Here is a 16,360-nt window from a genome sequence, read left to right as displayed (position 1 = left end):
GATGGAGAACCCTGTGGAACACAGCCTCGCCGCCGACGGTCTGGCGGTCGGATACGACCAGCGGGAGATCATCCACGACCTGTCGGTGCGGATCCCGACCGGGAAGATCACCGTCATCGTCGGCGCCAACGCGTGCGGCAAGTCGACGCTGCTGAAGACTCTGGCTCGGTTGCTGAAGCCGTCGCGGGGCACCGTGCTGCTGGACGGTAAGAGCATCCAGTCGATCCCGACCCGCGAGGTCGCGACCAAGCTGGGACTGTTGCCGCAGTCACCGACCGCACCAGAGGGGATCACGGTGGCCGACCTGGTCGGGCGTGGGCGGTACCCACGGACCCGGTGGATCCGGCAGTGGAGCAAGTCCGACGACGAAGCGGTCGCAGCCGCGATGACATCGACCGACGTACTCGAGATCGCCGACCGGCCGATCGACGAACTGTCCGGTGGTCAGCGGCAGCGGGTCTGGATTGCGATGGCGCTCGCGCAGGAGACCGACATCCTGCTGCTGGACGAGCCGACGACGTTCCTCGATCTGACCCACCAGTTCGAGGTGCTCGATCTGCTGGTCGACCTGAACAAGGAGGAGGCGCGCACCATCGTCCTGGTGCTGCACGACCTGAACCAGGCCTGCCGGTTCGGCGACCACCTGATCGCGATGAAGGACGGCGCGATCGTGACCGAGGGCAACCCGCGGGAAATGATCACCGAACAGGTCGTCCACGACGTCTTCGGCCTGGCCGTCAAGGTGATCCCCGACCCTGTGGCCGGCACCCCGATGGTCGTCCCGATCGGTCGCCACACGACCCGGTCCGACAATGTCCCCAACTCCCAGCCCGGCGCTTCCCCAGCCGCCGCCGCCCTCGCAGCCTCCGCAGCCGCCAACGGCGTCTGCCGCCCCACCGACCGCTGACCACAACCGCAGCCCGCCTGGGTGCAGATCGACAGGACGTATACGCCCACTGCCGGCCGCTCCCCGCCTGAGCCCACCGGACAGCTGACGTCATCGCCGGACACCTCCTGTCGAGCTGCACCATCGGACGAGCCCGGAGTTTCGTCGGTCGGGGTGGTTAGGGTGGCGGCCATGGTGTCCGTCTTGGGGTATCACCGGGCTGTGCTCGCCGTTGTGCGCAGCCTGGATGAGCGCGCGTGGGCGGCGCTGCGAGGCGGACCGGTCGACGGCGTCGGCGACTTACTGCTGCGGAACGCGTATCGGCTCGAGGCCGAGGCGCATCCCGTCGTACACCGGGCTGCACGGCGCGCGGCCGAGGCGTTGGGGATGGACTCCGCGATCGAGTGCTTCCAGGTCAACGGGGAGCCGAATGCCGTCTACCTGCACCAGGACGGCCCGGCGGTCATCGTCTTCCAAGGACCACTGCTCGACCGCCTGGGCGAGGACGAGTTGACGGCCGTCATCGGGCATGAGCTCGCCCATCGGCTGCTGTGGGAGGCCGAGGAAGGCGGGTACCTAGCTGTCGATCGGTTGCTGGATGCTGCGGCCGCCGACGCGCGGACCCCGCAGCAGTACCTTGAGACGCATCGCCGCTGGTCCCTCGCGACCGAACTGTTCGCCGACCGGGGTGCCCTGACAGCCTGCGGCGACCTCAGTACGACGGTCCGCGCGCTGCTCAAGCTTCAGACCGGGCTCAGTAACGCCGACCCCGCGGCGTACCTGCGGCAGGCGGACGGGCTGGATCTCAGCACCGGCAGCCGGGGGACCACGCATCCGGAGGGTGTCGGCCGCGCCTGGGCGTTGAAGAACTGGCAAGTCGGCGACGACGTCGAGGCGCTGGTGACCGGGCCACTCGACGTCGACGCGCCCGACCTGCTCGACGCGGTCCTGCTCCGCGAGCTGAGCCGCGATTTCGCTGCCGCGATCGCGCACACCGAGGGACTGCGTACGGACGCGGTGGCCACGGCCGCTGCGGGTTTCGCGGATCCTCCCGGGCCGCTCGGGGTACCGGGTGGCGCCATGTCCCGATTCGACGAGCCGCTGACGGTCCGGCCGGTGGACGGTGCGCCGATGCCGCGGCCTCGGCCGCTGACCGAGGCAACCAGACGCTACCTGTGTTACCTGCTGCTCGACCTCGCCACCGCCGACCCGGAGACCGGCGATGACGGTCTGGTCGCTTCGCTCGCGATCGCGCGACGGTCCGGCCTGAAGGGGTACGACGACGTCGCGGACGACGAACTGGGGTGGAGCGACAGGCAACGAGCACGGCTCGCCCGCGCAGCCGACGAGGTGGTCGCGTGAGCGTCGAAGACCTGGTCGCACTGGCTGTCTCCGAGGACGGACTCGGCAACGATGCGTTGCTGGCGGCAGTGCTCCCGTTGTTCCACGCGACAGCGGCGGTGCACGAGCGCGGCCTGGTCGCGCCGTTGCGCGGTCTCGGCCGGATCACCGTGGACGAGCAGAACCGCCTCGGCTTCGCTCCTGAGGATGCCGGCCGCCCCACCCTCGCGCAGCGCGAGATCGACGCCCGGCAGGGCCCGCGTCCGACTGCGGTCGAGGTGGTTGCGCATCGGCGGACCGACCTCGACCTCGGTGAGAGCGGCGGCCGTGCGACGACAGTCGTCACCGAGCCGGTCCCGGACGCGATCAGCGCTCCCGTCCATGTGCCCGGCTGGCAGAGCTGGGAGCACGTGGTCGGCCACCACGACCCGCTCACCGACATCTTCAGCCTCGGCCAGTTGCTGCTCGCGCTCGGCTGCGGACTCGACCTGTCCCGGACCGGCGACGTCGCCGAACTGATCGATGCCCGAGGCAACCTTTACGCGCTCGACCCGGACCTGCACCCGGTGATCGTCTCGGTCGCCGCGCAGATGGCCGAACCGGACCGGCACCAGCGGGCCCAGGACCTGCACTCACTGATCGAGCAGCTCGAGAACTATCGCGACCAGCCGCTCGACTTCGACGTCGACGCGATCACCCGCGGCGCGGCCGACAGGCGTACCGCGGTGCTCGGAGCGCTGCGGGACCGGCTGTTCGACCTGTCCCGGCGGAACCGGCTGATCAACTTCCGGCCGACCGCTCAGATGCTGAACCTCACCGAGGTCTCGGTGCCGCTGATGCTCGACGTCCGGACGATCCGCCCCGAGCAGCTGTTCACCTGGCGCGACGACCTCGGTGCCCAGCTCCTCGGCAAGCCCCAGCCGCTGGGCAAATGGATCCGGTACGACGAAGCGCCGTACGCCGCGAACACGCTGGACAAGCTGATCGCGACAGCCAGGCGGGACCGGGCGGAGTACGGACAGGACCAGCTGCGGCTGGTTCCGGCGTTCCTGCGCTGGCATGACCTGAAGAACGATCGGGACACCCGGCTCACCTCGCCGCTCGTGTTGGCGAAGGTCGAGCTGACCAAGAAGCGCGGAGTGCGGGACTCGTACACGCTCCGGGTGACCGAGCCGGTCGCCGAGGTCAATCCGACGCTGCGTCACCACCTGCGTCAGCTGTACGGGATCACGCTGCCGGAGACTGTGGACCTGTCCGAGCCCGGAGCGATCCCGGCGTTGCACGAGCGGCTGGCGAAGGAGATCCAGGCGACCGAGCCAGGGCTGCGGCTGCACCTGCGGGAGAAGCCCCGGATCGACCTGGTCCGGCAGCGCGCGATGGTCCGGCTGCGCAACTATCAACGGCGCAAGCACGGCAACACCGCGACAGCGTTCGGCGGCAGGCACTACGCGTATTCGTACCGCGGCACCGACTACCAGCCGCTCGGCGTACAGATCTTCCGGACGCAGCTCGCGCGGCAGCCGCGGCCCCTCGGGATCACTCTCGGCTCGGAGCCGCGGCGGCCCGGCGCGATCGAGACCGACACCTATTCGATCGACACCGAGGGCGGCCCGTACTCGTGGGACGTCGACCTCTGCGCGGTCTCCCTCGCGAACTTCAACTACCGCACGCTCGGACTGGTCCGGGACTACGACGAACTGCTCGGGACCGGTGGGTCGTGCGCTTCGTTCGACCAGCTGTTCTCCGATCGCCCGCGACCGATCAGCAGTACGCCGCTCGAGTTGCCGACCGCCGATCGGCATCTGGTGGTGTCCGCGGACGGTTCACAGGTCGCGGCGATCGCCCGGGCGCAGCGGGGTGAGAGCTTCGTCATCCAGGGACCGCCGGGGACCGGCAAGTCGCAGACGATCACCAACATGATCGCGGATTTCGTGGCCCGTGGGCGGCGCGTCCTGTTCGTGTGCCAGAAGCGGGCTGCGCTGGACGTCGTCCACGCGCGACTGGCGAGCCGTCGGCTGGACGGACTGTGCACGCTGATCCACGACTCGCAGGCCGACAAGAAGGCGTTCGTCCACGGGCTGCGGGAGACGTACGAGAGCTGGATGACGGCCGAGGACGATCTCGACGACCTGACCGTACGCCGGGACGCGCTGGTCGCCCGGGTGGACCGGCTGCTCCGCACGATCGACGAGTTCGAGCAGCGGTTGACCACCGGCGATCCGAGGCTGCGGGACGTCGTGAACCGGCTGGCCGCGCTCCGGGACGATCGCTGGGGTGACGAGCTGGAGCCGGCCGTACGGCGTTTGGTGCCGGCGACAGGTGAGTGGTGGTCCGCGCGCTCCGCCGTACGGGCGGTGGCGCGGGAGCTGGCTGCGGCTGACCCGGCGAGTGGTGGGGTGCTCGCTCGTAGCCCGTTGGCGTTCGTTGCGGCGGAGCGCTGGGGTGATGCCGATGTGTCCGCGGGCGCTCGGGATGTGCGGACTGCGTGGGCCTCGGTGGCCTCCACACTGGCCGATGTCGACGCTGCTGCGCCGGCCGAAGGTTGGACCGTGCAACAGGTGCGAGTGCTTGCCGAACTCGGGCGGACCCTCGCACCGCTGGATTCGCGGGATCGCGTGGACGCCATCGATCCACGGTCGGAGGAGGCCCGGCAGTTGACGGCTGTCGGTGCCGAGCGGACGAGACTGATTGCGGCCGAGCGGTCTGCGTGGGAGGCGGCATCGGGATGGAGTGAGCCGTTGGCGCAGGCCGACGCGAAGTCGGCCCTGAAGGTTGCCGAGAGCAAGGAAGGCGGGTTGTTCTCCTTCCTCAGCGGGGATTGGCGCCGGGTGAGGGACCTGGTTCGGAGCCGCTTCGATAGTACGACGCGCGCCGTACGGCCGTCTGTGGTCGAGGTGCTGACCGACCTGGTGGCTGCTCAGTCGGCGACGACCGCCGTCGCGGAACACACCGAGCAAGCAGGGCGTGACTGGGGTGTGGATGATCCGCTCGCACTGAGCGAGCGGTTGGCGTCTGCGCGGAGGGGCCTGCTGACGGATTGGCGGTTCGTTCTACGAGCTGACGCGCCGGCGACGCTGGCCCGGCTCGCTGACGCAGTCGATCACGCCGAGGGACCGACGCAGGAGTTGTTGGCAGCGCAGTACGCCACGTTGACGGTGGACGGCGTGATTGCGCTGGCGGACCAGCTGGTCGCGGCGGACCACGTCGTACGGGCTGTTGGTCCCGCGTTACGTGAGCTGGAGGATGCGCCGGCGTCGGTGCGGACCGCCGTACGGCGGTTGGACGCGTCGCCGGACCAGCTTGAGTACGCCGTGTGTGCGGCGGAGTGGGAGCGGTCCCGGACAGCCGCGCCACTGCAGCTGTCGTCTGCGCGGGTGGATTCGATCGTCGGCGAGCTGAGTCTGGTCTACGACGAGCTGACCGAGCTCAACGCCGAGCTGATCGTCGCGCAGGTACGGCGGCGGTTCCTGGCCGAGGTCACGCATTCCGAGCAGAGTGTCACCGGGATGTCGCCGGAGGACCGGGAGCGGAAGAAGACCTTCTCGACCGGGCGGCGTGAGCTGGAGCATGAGTTCGGCAAGGTGATGCGGTACAAGTCGATCCGGGACCTCGCGTCCGGTGCGTCCGGTGCGGTGGTGTCGCTGCTGCGGCCGGTCTGGTTGATGAGCCCGTCGTCGGTGTCGGACACATTGCCGCTGACCAGCGCGTTCGACGTCGTGGTGTACGACGAGGCGAGCCAGATCCCTGTGGAGGAAGCGATCCCGGCGCTGCACCGCGCGCCGCAGGCGATCGTTGTCGGCGATCAGATGCAGCTACCACCAACCCAGTACTTCCGAGTCCGCACAGACCCTGTCGCCACCGAATGGAGTGCCGGGCCCGCCGGCCCACAGACGCGGACCGACTCCGGGCCCGCTGATCGCGCCTCCGCCGAGGGCCAACCCGAGCACCTCGATTCCGCTCCGGCCGGGCTGGATGACCTCGACGACGACGGGGCGGAGCAGGTGGGGATCGCGCTGACCGAGGACAGTTTCCTCTCGATCAGTGCGCTCCGGCTGGCGTCGACCATGCTGACCTGGCACTACCGCAGCCGTTCGGAGGCGCTGATCTCCTTCAGCAACGCCGCGTTCTACCAAGGCAAGCTCGCAACAGTCCCGGACCGCCTGCCGGCACACGCGGCACCGCCGTGGACGTTGCGGTCCGATGCGCCTGCGGTGGCTGATGTCTGCGACAGCATCCTGTCCGGCAGCATCACGTCCGTCCGCCTCGTCGACGGCGTCTACGTACGGCGTACGAACCCGGCCGAGGCACGCTGGATCGCCGAACTGGTGCGCGAGGTGCTGAGCCGCGACACCGGGAAGAGCCTGGGAATCGTCGCGTTCTCCGAGGCGCAGCAGGCGGAGATCGAGCGAGTCCTCGACGACCTGGCCGAGGCGGACTCGATCTTCGGCGCGCAGTACGAGGCCGAGCAGGTGCGGACGCGTGGCGAGCAGGACGTCGGCCTGTTCGTGAAGAACCTGGAGAACGTCCAGGGCGACGAGCGCGACATCATCCTGATGAGCGTGTGTTACGCCGCCGGACCCGACGGCCGGATGCTGATGAACTTCGGCCCGATCAACACTTCGGGCGGAGAGAAACGCCTGAATGTCATCTTCAGCCGCGCCCGTCACCACATGGTCGTCGTCAGCAGCATCGAACCCGAAGCCATCACCAACACCTACAACGACGGCGCCAACACCCTCCGCCGCTTCCTCACCTACGCAACAGCCATCTCCCGCGGCGACGCCACCGCCGCCAAGTCCGCGCTGACGCCGTACCCGCTCGGTCAGCGCACCAGACCGACCAGCACATCCGTCGTCGATCAACTCCGTACGGCGCTGGAGGCACGCGGCGTCGAGGTGGATACGGCCGTCGGAGAGTCCGTGTTCCGCTGCGACCTGGCGTTGAAGTTGCCGAGGGACGACGGTCACCGTTTGGCGGTGCTGGTGGACACCCCGGAGCGAGTCGCCGCGGACACACTTCTGGAGCGGCTCACCACGCACCCGAGAGCCCTCATGACGACCGGCTGGCGCGTGCATCACGTGCTCTCCACCGACTGGACTCGCTCACCGGAGACCGTGATCACTCACCTCCTGGATGCGCTGCACCGCCCGGTCGACGGCTGAGCTCAGTCGCGGGCGCGTATCTGGTACAGGACCAGACCGGCCAGGAGAGCGCCGAGGGTTCCGAGGGCCAGGTCGCCGAGGGTGTCGGTGTAGGCGGACTGGAGTTCGGGAGAGCTACGGATGAAGGTGAAGTACTCGCCGACCTCCCAGACGACTGCCGCGGTCGCGCCGAAGCCCAGGGCCACGAAGGCGGTCAGGCCGCGGGAGAGATCGCGCGGCGCGAACGCGAGCAGGACGCCGGCGGTGAGGAAGCCCCAGAGGACGAAGTGCATGGCGTCGTCCCACCAGTCGACCGTGTCGAACAGGTTGAGCCGGTTGCCGATCAGGTCGATCAGCCACGGCAACGTCATCAAGAGGTCTGCCGTCCAGGGGAAACGGTGGTGCAGCTTGCTCTTCGTCCGCCCGTACGCCCACCACCACAGCGGCAGGATCATCGCGCCGATCGGGTACACGACCAGCCGCGCGGTGGACGCCTTCCCCTTGATCCCGCTCAGGTCTGGCCAGATCAGTGCCGACAGCAACAAACCGAACAGCAGCACCTTCGCGGCCAGGGCGGCGTACCGCGCCCAGCTCACTCGCGTTGCGGCGACCGTTGTCGCAGTCATCGTCGTCATGCCTCTCAGTCAAACCGACCGCTGGGCGAGGCGGATGAGTACAACTACGCGAAGGACCCCCGCGATGACCGCCATTGTGACGGATCGCGGGGGTCCCGAACAGCAGTCGGCCTCGCCGGCCGGACCTGTGGTCCCAGCCGGCTGAGCTGAGGAGACGGGCCGGGCTCAGCTCACGCTGATGAGGTCCACGACGAAGATCAGGGTCTCGCCGGGCTTGATCGAGGCGCCGGCGCCGCGGTCGCCGTACCCGAGCTGCGGCGGGATGACCAGCTTGCGCCGGCCGCCGACCTTCATGCCCTGCACGCCGGTGTCCCAGCCCTGGATGACCTGGCCGACGCCGAGCTGGAAGGCCAGCGGCGCGCCCCGGTTGTACGACGCGTCGAACTCCTCGCCGGTCGAGTGGGCCACGCCCACGTAGTGAACGTTCACCCGCGACCCGGCCTTGGCCTCGTCGCCGTCGCCCACGGTGATGTCGGTGATCTCGAGATCCGCCGGCGGCGGACCGTCCGGAAAGTCGATCTCTGGCTTCTCAGTCATACCCACCAGCTAACCAGACCTCCGCCCGGATCCGCGCGCCCAGGGTCCCCTGCGCCAGGAGCTTTCATGCCTCGCGGCGCGCGAAGGCGCGACTAGCGAGCCAGCACCTCACGAAGTTTGGTGGCGAACTCCTCGGGTTTGCCGGGCTGGCCGTACTCGTTGCCGAGGAAGCCGCCGTGGCCGCTCGGGAAGACGACGGGCTCGAGGCCGAGACGCTCTGCGGCTGCCTTGCCGCCACGGCCGGCGAGTTGGTTGGCGGACTCTTCGCCGACGCCGATGACGAGGCGGTCCTTGGCCTTGTCCAGGGCGTCGAAGTCGGGTTGGTACGACGTACAGCCGCGGATGTTCTGACCGAGGAGAGCGTCATCGCGGGTGCCGTCGTCCTCGGTGGGGAGGCCGAACATGGCCGGATCGGGCGCCGGCTGCTGGGTGTAGTCGGCCGGGATCTCGCCGTCGTAGCTGACGATCGCGATGAACTTCGCCATCCCGGCGCCCATGCCGTCGCGCTGATAGGTCTGGTAGATGTCCTCGCACGCCGCCAGCGCTGCCTCGCCGTCCGGCACGAGCCCGGCCAGCGGCGGCTCGTGCGCGACGAGGGTGTGGAGGAGGTCGGGTCGCTTGGCGGCCAGGGCCAGCGAGTTCACCGCGCCGCCGCTGCTGACGAACATGTCGACCGGGCCGACGTCGAGCGACTCGATCAGCGCGATGAGGTCGGCGGCGTGGTCGTCGGGCGTCAGTTCGCCGGCACCGTCGCTACGGACGCTCCGCTCCACCCCGCGTGGGTCGTAGGTGACGACCGTCCGGTCGGTGAAGTGTGACGCCAGGGTCGGGAAACCGCTCGCACCCATCGGCGAACCGATCACCAGCAGCACCGGCTGGTCGCGATCGGCGAGATCACCGCGGACGTCGTACGTCAGGGTGGCTCCGGGGACGTCGAGCGTCCGGGTGACAGGGTCCGGCATGACAGCTCCTCTGGTCCGGCCCATCCCCACCGGTTGGGCTCGTGAGGTGAGCCTAGACCGGGTCAGGTGACCGGAACAGGTACGCAGAGTGCACCCATCCGGCACTAGCAACCACCAGTGACGCCAGCGGATCATCGGACGCGGGGCTTCCCGGATCAGCAGACGCAGGCCTCCCCAAACCGGTTCGGGGAGATCAACATCGCGATGCGGGGAGCCGAACAGTCCGGATCGGGGTAGGAAATCTCCACGAACCCGGTGCACGCCCGGGCCTGGCGTCACACCGGCCAACGTAGTCTGCCGGCGGGCAAGGATCGCGCTACCGATGCCCGCAGCAACCAACTGGTGCCCACGGATTCAGGGCTAGACTCGCACTCTGTGCTGAAGAGACTCGTTGTCGTGACCGCCGCTGCTGTCCTTGTGGCCGCTGTCGTACACCCGCGGAGTTCCGACGCGAGCACGACGGCTGAGAACTACGGGCAGTACTCGCTGATGTTCGAGAAGTCGGCCGGACAGTACTGGGCCGGTCAGGCCGCGGCGGGCCAGTGGGCGTGGACGCCGCTGAGCGCCACCGAGTCGGACATCTCCTGGGGAGACCCGAAGACCTGGCCGCCGAAGTCCGCCGAGCACTTCGTCCACGACGGCGAATGGGTCCTCCTCGACGGCTACAACGACGGCGCCGGCCGCCCGCTCACCCAGATCCAACGCGTCACCTCCGAGAAGATCGGCGACGCGGACTGCAACAACCTGCAGCCGATCCCGTCGGCCGGCGGCCGGCAGCACTACGTGAAGTGGACTATCCCCACGACCGGCTACTGCCTGGACGCGTCCGGCACGATCAAGCCGCCGAACGGCTCCACCACGGTCAACTTCCGCCACCTGCAGAAGTGGCTCCCGCCGCACCCCTGCTCCAACGCGTACTTCACCGGCCAGACCTGCATCACCCAGTTCGAGCAGTGGTGGGACGACAACAACCACACCTACTCCCTCCAGCTCTCCCGCACCCTGGAGATCGCCCGAGGCAAAGGCATGGCCTTCACCAACCGCACCACCGTCCCCGTCCCCTGGAACGCCGACGCCCGCTCTTACTGGCACTACTGACCCGAGTCACGGCCAGCCGGCGGGTGGGCGGGGTGCAAGGTGGGTGAGAATGCGGCCGGTGCGGTTGGAGAGCAGGCGGTCGAGGTTGGCCTCGAAGGACTCCTGCATGTGCCAGTCCGCGGACAGCATGTAGAGGGTACGGCCGTCGGAGCCACCGAGAGTGCAGGCGAAGCCGGCGTGCTCGAGTGGGACGGTCTCGAGGATCTCGCCGCCCTCGGCGATGCGGAGGCAGGCGGGGCCGTTGTCCGCCCAGCCGGGGGTCCAGATGGCGCCGTCGGCGTCCATGACCATGCCGTCGCCGGTGTGAGGTGCCCACACTCGCCGGTTCGATAGCGAGCCATCGGGTGAGACGTCGTACGCCGTCAGCGTCTCGGCGAAGGACTCGGCGATGACGAGGGTCGAGTTGTCCGGCGTGATCACCATGCCGTTGGGGAAGGCGAGCTCGTCGGCCACGCGTCGTACGGCGCCCTCGGGGGTGACCAGCAGGATGAAGCCGGGACGCTTGCCTTCACCCGGGTGGAAGTCGCAACCACCGTTCACATAGATGTTGCCGCGACCGTCGACGACGATCTCGTTCAATCCGCCGTACGACGAGAGGTCGGCATGGACGACCAGGTCACCGGACGATTCCTGCCGCAACAGCAGTCCTTCCGGGCCTGAGGTCACCAGCAGCCGCCCGTCCGGCAGCCAGTCGATCGAGAACGGCAGCGTGGTCGGGACGCGGGCCATCACCTCGCTCTTACCTGACGCGTCGACCGCCAGCACCTCCTGAGCACCCCAGTTGGAGCACCAGAACCGCCCGTCATGCCACCGCGCCGACTCTCCGATCACCAGCCCACTCATCAGTACCTCGGACATCACCACTCCTTCCGTTTACCCCTATACGAACGGAAGGAGTGGTGATCGACACCGCGTACCGACTTACTTCTTGACTGTCTTGTTGTATTGCTCGATCTGGGGCTTGATGGAGTCGGCGGCGGCCTTCATGGCCTGGGCCGGGTCGGTGCCCAGGACTGCCTTCTCAAGGCCGTCTTCGGAGGCCTTGCGGGCTTGGGGCATGACGCCGAGGATGCAGCCGGACGACGCGTTGGTCGGCTTGGTGTTGTGGAGTTGGGTGATAGCGGTGGTGAACTGCGGGTACTGCGCCACCCACGCCTTGTCCTCCGGGAGGTCCAGGGCCTTGGAGTTGATCGGGAAGTAGCCGGTGCCGGTGTGCCACGCGGCCTGCTGCTCCGGCGAGGAAGCGAACTTCACGAACTCCCAGGAGGCGCGCTTCTCGGCGTCCGAGTGACCCGGGCCGTCGATCCACAGCGACGCGCCGCCGATGATCGGGCCGCCGCTGTCGGAGGCTGTCAGGTGCGGGAACGGCGCGGTGAGCACGGTGAACTTGCCCTTCGCCGCGTCCAGGTAGCCGCGCAGCGATCCGGTCGACTCCAGGTGCATCGCCGACGTACCGGACTTGAACACGGCCTGCGCGTCGTCGGTCTTCTTGCCGGTGTTCGGCATCAGGCCCTGCTTGACCATCTGCTGGTACCAGGTGGCGACCTTGACGCCCTGCTCGTCGGCGAAGTTCACCTGGGTGGCCAGGTCCTTGCGGCCGTTGTCGTTGTCGCAGTACGTCGACCCGGACTGGGCGATCAGCTGCTCGATGAACCAGCCGTAGATCGCGGCGTTGAAGCCGTACTGGACCGTCTTCCCGCCCTGCTTGATCGTCAGCTTCTTCGCGTCCGCCATGATCTCGTCGAGGTTCGTCGGCGGCTTGTTCGGGTCGAGGCCGGCCTTCACGAAGGCCTCTTTGTTGATGTACAGCAGCGGCATCGACGTGTTGAACGGCATCGAGTTCAGCTTGCCGTCGATCGAGTAGTAGTTGGCGATGTTCGGCTCGATCGAGTCCAGCGCGTAGTCGTCCTTGTCGGCGAAGCTCTGCACCGGCACGGTCTGCTTGGAGTCGATCATGAACCGCGAGCCGATGTCGTAGATCTGTACGACGGAAGGCGTGTTGCCCTGCTGCACCGACGTCTTGTACTTCGTGATCGTCTCGTCGTAGTCACCCTGGTAGACCGCGGTGACCTCGATCTTGCCGGTGTGGGCGGCGTTGAACGCCTTCACCAACTTGTCGACGGCCTCGCCGTTGGCGCCCTTCATGCCGTGCCAGAAGGTGATCTTGGTGACGCCGGACGCCTTGTCCAGCGCGTCCGCGCCGGGCACGTCCTGGCCCCCACTGCCGGAGCCGCCGGAGTCGTTGTTGCTGCTGCCGCAGCCGGCCGCCACCAGGGCGAGCACGGCCAGCAGTGAAGCGCCGATCGCCGTACGTCGTTGTCGGACTGATCGCATCACAGTCACCTCTCTCGAAGGATCATCGGATGGCGCCCGCGGTCAGTCCGCGGACGATGAATCGCTGGCCGAAGATCACGATGGCCAGGGTGGGCACGATGGACAGGGTGACGCCGGCCAGGATCAGGCCGGGGTCGGCCGCCTCGACGTCGTTGAGCTGGCTGATGCCGATCTGCAAGGTACGGCGGGTTGCCGAGTCGCCGATCAGCAACGGCCAGAAGAACTGGTTCCACGCGGACAGGAACACGTACAGCCCGACCGCGGTCAGGGCCGGCTTGTTCAGCGGCAGCAGGATCCGGCGCAGGAACCGCCAATGCCCGCAGCCGTCGATGGTGGCCGCGTCCCGCAGTTCGGTGGGGAACTGCAGGAACGACTGCCGCAGCAGGAACACCCCGAACGCGTTCGCCAGGAACGGCAGCACCAGCGCGATCATGGTCCCCGCGTACGTCGCAGTGAGCCGTTGACCACCGAACTCCCAGCCCGTGATGGTCAGGTAGTTCGGCAGCACGATCGATTCCCACGGCACCATCAGCGTGGCCAGGAACAACCCGAACAGCAGTGAGCGTCCCCACATCTTCATGAAGGCGAACGCGTACGCCGCCAGCACACTGGTGACCAGCTGCGACACGGTGATGATCGAGGTCTGCAGGATCGAGTTCAGGTACTGCTGCCCGATCGGGGTCCCGGACGACGAGGCGCCCTTGTAGTTGCCGGTGAAGATCCCGTGCGGGAACAGATCCGGCGGGTACGACGAGATCTGCCCGGGCGACATGATCGAGCCCGCGATCACGTAGTACACCGGGAAGATGACCGCGAGGGCCGCAAGGATCAGGACGGCGTACGTGATCAGCCGTCCGGCGGTGAGTCGCCTCACTTGTAGTGCACCCGCCTCTCCAGTACGCCGAACTGGACCGCCGTGCAGACGAGCAGGATCACCAGCAGCACGACCGCCTGCGCGGACGCGGCGCCGAAGTCGCTCGCGTTGTTCGCGAAGGCGGTGTGGTAGATCGAGTAGACGAGCGTCTTGGTCGACTGCTCCGGGCCGCCTTCCGGCGTCAGGATCTTGATCTGGCCGAAGCCCTGCAGCGACTGGATCGTCGAGATCACGACCAGGAAGAACAGTTGCGGACCGAGCAGCGGGATGGTGATGTGCCACGACGCCCGCCAGCCGCCGGCGCCGTCCAGCGTCGCGGCCTCGTTGATCTCGGTCGGGATCGCGCCGATGCCCGCGGACAGGACTAGCACGTTGTAACCGATGCTCATCCAGACCGTGGTGATCGCGACGCTGATCAGCGCCCAGGACGGATCGGTGAGCCAGCCGATCCGGTCCACACCGAACCGGCCGAGCAGGCCGTTCGCGAGTCCGATCGCCGGGTTGTAGATGGTGGCGAAGATGACGGACGCGCTCGCGACCGAGAACGCGAACGGCAGCGCGAACGCGGTCCGGAAGATCCGGATCCCCTTGATGTGCTGCTCGAGCAGCAGCACGACCAGCAGGCCGCCGAGTACGCCGGGAATCACCGTCAGCAGCACGAACGCGAAGGTCACCCAGAGGATGTGCCGGAACTCAGCGGAGCCGAGCATGTCGCGGTAGTGCTGCAGTCCGACGAACGCATCCGGCCGGCCGAACAGGTCCGAGCCGTGCAGCGACAGCGAGACCGACTTGCCGAGCGGCCAGACGATGAAGAGTGCGAACACCACCAGGCAGGGCACGAGCATCAGCCAGGACAGCAGGGACGCAGGTGTGGGGCGGTGGCGTGCCGTGGCCGACACCGTGGTGGTCGGGCGGCTTCTTGCGGCCGATACCGTACGTGTAGTCAATCGCTTACCTCCAGTCAGGCGCAGTCTTACCACCGCCCGGGGGCAGTCCGGACCGGCATGCCCTAGGCTGAGGGCCCGTGAAGGTCTTGGTGGTCGGCTCGGGTGGCCGCGAACATGCACTGGTCTGGGCGCTGGCCCGGGACCCTGAGGTCGACGAGGTCGTTGCGGCCCCGGGCAACCCTGGCATCGCCGTGTTGCGTCCGGCGTACGACGGGCAAACGATTGTTTGCCGTTCGGTGGACATCTCCGACCACGATGCGCTCGTCGCGCTCGCGAAGGACATGGGCGCCGATCTGGTCGTGGTCGGACCGGAGGCGCCGCTGGTCGCCGGGCTCGCCGATCCGCTCCGCGACGCGGGCATCGCGGTCTTCGGGCCGTCCAAGGACGCCGCCCGGATCGAGGGGTCGAAGGCGTTCGCCAAGGATGTGATGGCCACGGCGAGCGTGCCGACCGGCCGGGCCTACGTCTGTACGACGCCCGAGGAGGCCGCGACCGCGATCGACGCGTTCGGGCCGCCGTACGTCGTCAAGGATGACGGGCTGGCCGCGGGCAAGGGTGTCGTGGTGACGTCCGACCGCGACGAGGCGCTCGCGCACGCGGCGGGTTGCGAACAGGTGCTGATCGAGGAGTACCTCGACGGCCCGGAGGTGTCGCTGTTCGCGATCACCGACGGTACGACGGTGCTGCCGCTGCAGCCGGCGCAGGACTTCAAGCGGCTCGGCGACAACGACGAGGGCCCGAACACCGGCGGCATGGGCGCCTACACACCGTTGCCCTGGGCACCGGAACGGCTGGTCGAGGAGATCACCGAGAAGGTGCTCCAGCCAACGATCGACGAACTGCGCCATCGCGGTACGCCGTTCACCGGACTGCTGTACGCCGGTCTGGCGCTGACGTCGCGCGGTGTCCGGGTGATCGAGTTCAACTGCCGCTTCGGCGACCCGGAGACGCAGGCGCTGCTGCCGTTGCTGAAGACCCCGCTGGGTGGAGTCCTGTACGCCGCCGCGACCGGGAAGCTGGCCGACCAGGAGCCCCTGGCCTGGCAGAACGGTTCCGCCGTGGCAGTCGTGGTCGCCGCAAAGAAGTACCCGGCCGGCCCGCGCAGCGGCGACGTGATCAGCGGCGTCGACCAGGCCGAGGCCGACGGCGTCCACGTCTTCCACGCGGGTACGGCGCTCGACGGTGACGACCTGGTCACCTCGGGTGGCCGCGTGCTCGCGGTCAGTGCGGTCGGCGAGGACCTGGACGAGGCCCGCCGGCGTGCGTACGCCGCCGTCGGCCAGATCCGGATCAAGGGCTCCCAGCACCGCACTGACATCGCTCTCAAAGCCGCTCGAGGCGAGATCACCGTCTGATCCGACGTTCCGCGCGTACGACGCGAGCGGCGCGGTCATCTATAGCGGTCCGAAGACCAGGGGTGAGCGCCAGGCCAGGGACGCTCGCTGCGTTGTGGACGCCACCGGCGAGAAGTTCCTGAAGCCGTACCCGCCAGGCTTCAAGATCACCGACCGCGAGCTGAATCTCTCCACCGAGCATCCCGCGGCCGGCATGCCGGACCCCAAGACCTGTCTCCGCGCCAGCACCTGGAACTGGCTTCCCTGACGC

Annotated in this window: 13 protein-coding genes; 6 read left to right on the top strand and 7 right to left on the bottom strand. The window is 68.2% G+C overall.

Annotation, left to right across the window (positions count from 1 at the left end):
- The first annotated feature begins 1 nt into the window (after position 1).
- From ACIBG5_RS19480 to ACIBG5_RS19470, 3 genes are all read left to right on the top strand, one after another.
- A complete protein-coding gene (locus ACIBG5_RS19480; RefSeq protein WP_396392867.1) occupies positions 2-907 on the top strand; it encodes an ABC transporter ATP-binding protein in 906 nt (301 codons plus the stop codon).
- Positions 908-1,078: 171 nt separating this feature from the next.
- Positions 1,079-2,248, top strand: coding sequence for a M48 family metalloprotease (locus ACIBG5_RS19475; protein ID WP_396392866.1), 1,170 nt, complete (start codon positions 1,079-1,081; stop codon positions 2,246-2,248).
- Positions 2,245-7,389 carry an AAA domain-containing protein gene (locus ACIBG5_RS19470; RefSeq protein ID WP_396392865.1) on the top strand — a complete coding sequence of 1,715 codons (5,145 nt, stop codon included), beginning with the start codon at positions 2,245-2,247 and terminating at the stop codon, positions 7,387-7,389. The genes ACIBG5_RS19475 and ACIBG5_RS19470 overlap by 4 nt, the downstream gene beginning before the upstream one ends.
- Before the next feature lie 2 nt (positions 7,390-7,391).
- Here the strand turns inward: ACIBG5_RS19470 and ACIBG5_RS19465 are convergent, their stop codons facing one another.
- From ACIBG5_RS19465 to ACIBG5_RS19455, 3 genes are all read right to left on the bottom strand, one after another.
- Positions 7,392-8,003, bottom strand: coding sequence for a hypothetical protein (locus tag ACIBG5_RS19465; RefSeq protein WP_396392864.1), 612 nt, complete (start codon positions 8,001-8,003; stop codon positions 7,392-7,394).
- A 165-nt stretch (positions 8,004-8,168) separates the two neighbouring features.
- Complete coding sequence (locus tag ACIBG5_RS19460; RefSeq protein WP_360456282.1) at positions 8,169-8,540, bottom strand: FKBP-type peptidyl-prolyl cis-trans isomerase; 372 nt, start codon at positions 8,538-8,540, stop codon at positions 8,169-8,171.
- Between the two features lie 92 nt (positions 8,541-8,632).
- Positions 8,633-9,502, bottom strand: a complete 870-nt coding sequence (locus ACIBG5_RS19455) for an alpha/beta fold hydrolase (RefSeq protein ID WP_396392863.1) — start codon at positions 9,500-9,502, stop codon at positions 8,633-8,635.
- Between the two features lie 375 nt (positions 9,503-9,877).
- Here ACIBG5_RS19455 and ACIBG5_RS19450 point away from each other — a divergent pair, with 375 nt between their 5' ends.
- On the top strand, positions 9,878-10,600 hold the full coding sequence (locus ACIBG5_RS19450; RefSeq protein ID WP_396392862.1) for a hypothetical protein: 723 nt from the start codon (positions 9,878-9,880) through the stop codon (positions 10,598-10,600).
- 6 nt (positions 10,601-10,606) lie between these two features.
- Here ACIBG5_RS19450 and ACIBG5_RS19445 read toward each other — a convergent pair whose 3' ends face one another.
- From ACIBG5_RS19445 to ACIBG5_RS19430, 4 genes are all read right to left on the bottom strand, one after another.
- The gene (locus tag ACIBG5_RS19445) at positions 10,607-11,458 is read right to left on the bottom strand and encodes an SMP-30/gluconolactonase/LRE family protein (RefSeq protein ID WP_396392861.1); all 852 of its coding nucleotides are present in this window, start codon (positions 11,456-11,458) and stop codon (positions 10,607-10,609) included.
- A gap of 63 nt (positions 11,459-11,521) precedes the next feature.
- A complete protein-coding gene (locus ACIBG5_RS19440; RefSeq protein WP_396392860.1) occupies positions 11,522-12,934 on the bottom strand; it encodes an ABC transporter substrate-binding protein in 1,413 nt (470 codons plus the stop codon).
- A gap of 22 nt (positions 12,935-12,956) precedes the next feature.
- A complete protein-coding gene (locus tag ACIBG5_RS19435) occupies positions 12,957-13,808 on the bottom strand; it encodes a carbohydrate ABC transporter permease (RefSeq protein ID WP_396392859.1) in 852 nt (283 codons plus the stop codon).
- Positions 13,805-14,755, bottom strand: a complete 951-nt coding sequence (locus tag ACIBG5_RS19430) for a carbohydrate ABC transporter permease (RefSeq protein ID WP_396392858.1) — start codon at positions 14,753-14,755, stop codon at positions 13,805-13,807. Before ACIBG5_RS19430 ends, ACIBG5_RS19435 begins: the two co-directional genes overlap by 4 nt.
- A 77-nt stretch (positions 14,756-14,832) precedes the next feature.
- On the opposite strand from ACIBG5_RS19430, the gene purD reads away from it, so the two are divergent.
- Entirely contained in the window at positions 14,833-16,110 is a 1,278-nt protein-coding gene (gene purD, locus ACIBG5_RS19425) for a phosphoribosylamine--glycine ligase (protein WP_396392857.1), read from the top strand.
- Between the two features lie 94 nt (positions 16,111-16,204).
- The gene (locus tag ACIBG5_RS19420) at positions 16,205-16,357 is read left to right on the top strand and encodes a hypothetical protein (RefSeq protein WP_360456306.1); all 153 of its coding nucleotides are present in this window, start codon (positions 16,205-16,207) and stop codon (positions 16,355-16,357) included.
- Positions 16,358-16,360: the final 3 nt, after the last annotated feature.

It is taken from the genome of Kribbella sp. NPDC050241, assembly GCF_044459685.1.
Taxonomy (GTDB): domain Bacteria; phylum Actinomycetota; class Actinomycetes; order Propionibacteriales; family Kribbellaceae; genus Kribbella.
The sequence above is the reverse complement of the archived record's forward strand: the minus strand, read 5'-3'. Positions and strand labels throughout refer to the sequence as shown.

Bases quoted from the DNA above. Each gene is read 5' to 3' on its own strand.
- ACIBG5_RS19440 (WP_396392860.1), bottom strand. From the start codon at position 12,934: ATGCGATCAGTCCGACAACGACGTACGGCGATCGGCGCTTCACTGCTG.
- ACIBG5_RS19465 (WP_396392864.1), bottom strand. From the start codon at position 8,003: ATGACGACGATGACTGCGACAACGGTCGCCGCAACGCGAGTGAGCTGG.
- ACIBG5_RS19475 (WP_396392866.1), top strand. From the start codon at position 1,079: ATGGTGTCCGTCTTGGGGTATCACCGGGCTGTGCTCGCCGTTGTGCGC.
- ACIBG5_RS19455 (WP_396392863.1), bottom strand. From the start codon at position 9,502: ATGCCGGACCCTGTCACCCGGACGCTCGACGTCCCCGGAGCCACCCTG.
- ACIBG5_RS19480 (WP_396392867.1), top strand. From the start codon at position 2: ATGGAGAACCCTGTGGAACACAGCCTCGCCGCCGACGGTCTGGCGGTC.
- ACIBG5_RS19445 (WP_396392861.1), bottom strand. From the start codon at position 11,458: ATGTCCGAGGTACTGATGAGTGGGCTGGTGATCGGAGAGTCGGCGCGG.
- ACIBG5_RS19460 (WP_360456282.1), bottom strand. From the start codon at position 8,540: ATGACTGAGAAGCCAGAGATCGACTTTCCGGACGGTCCGCCGCCGGCG.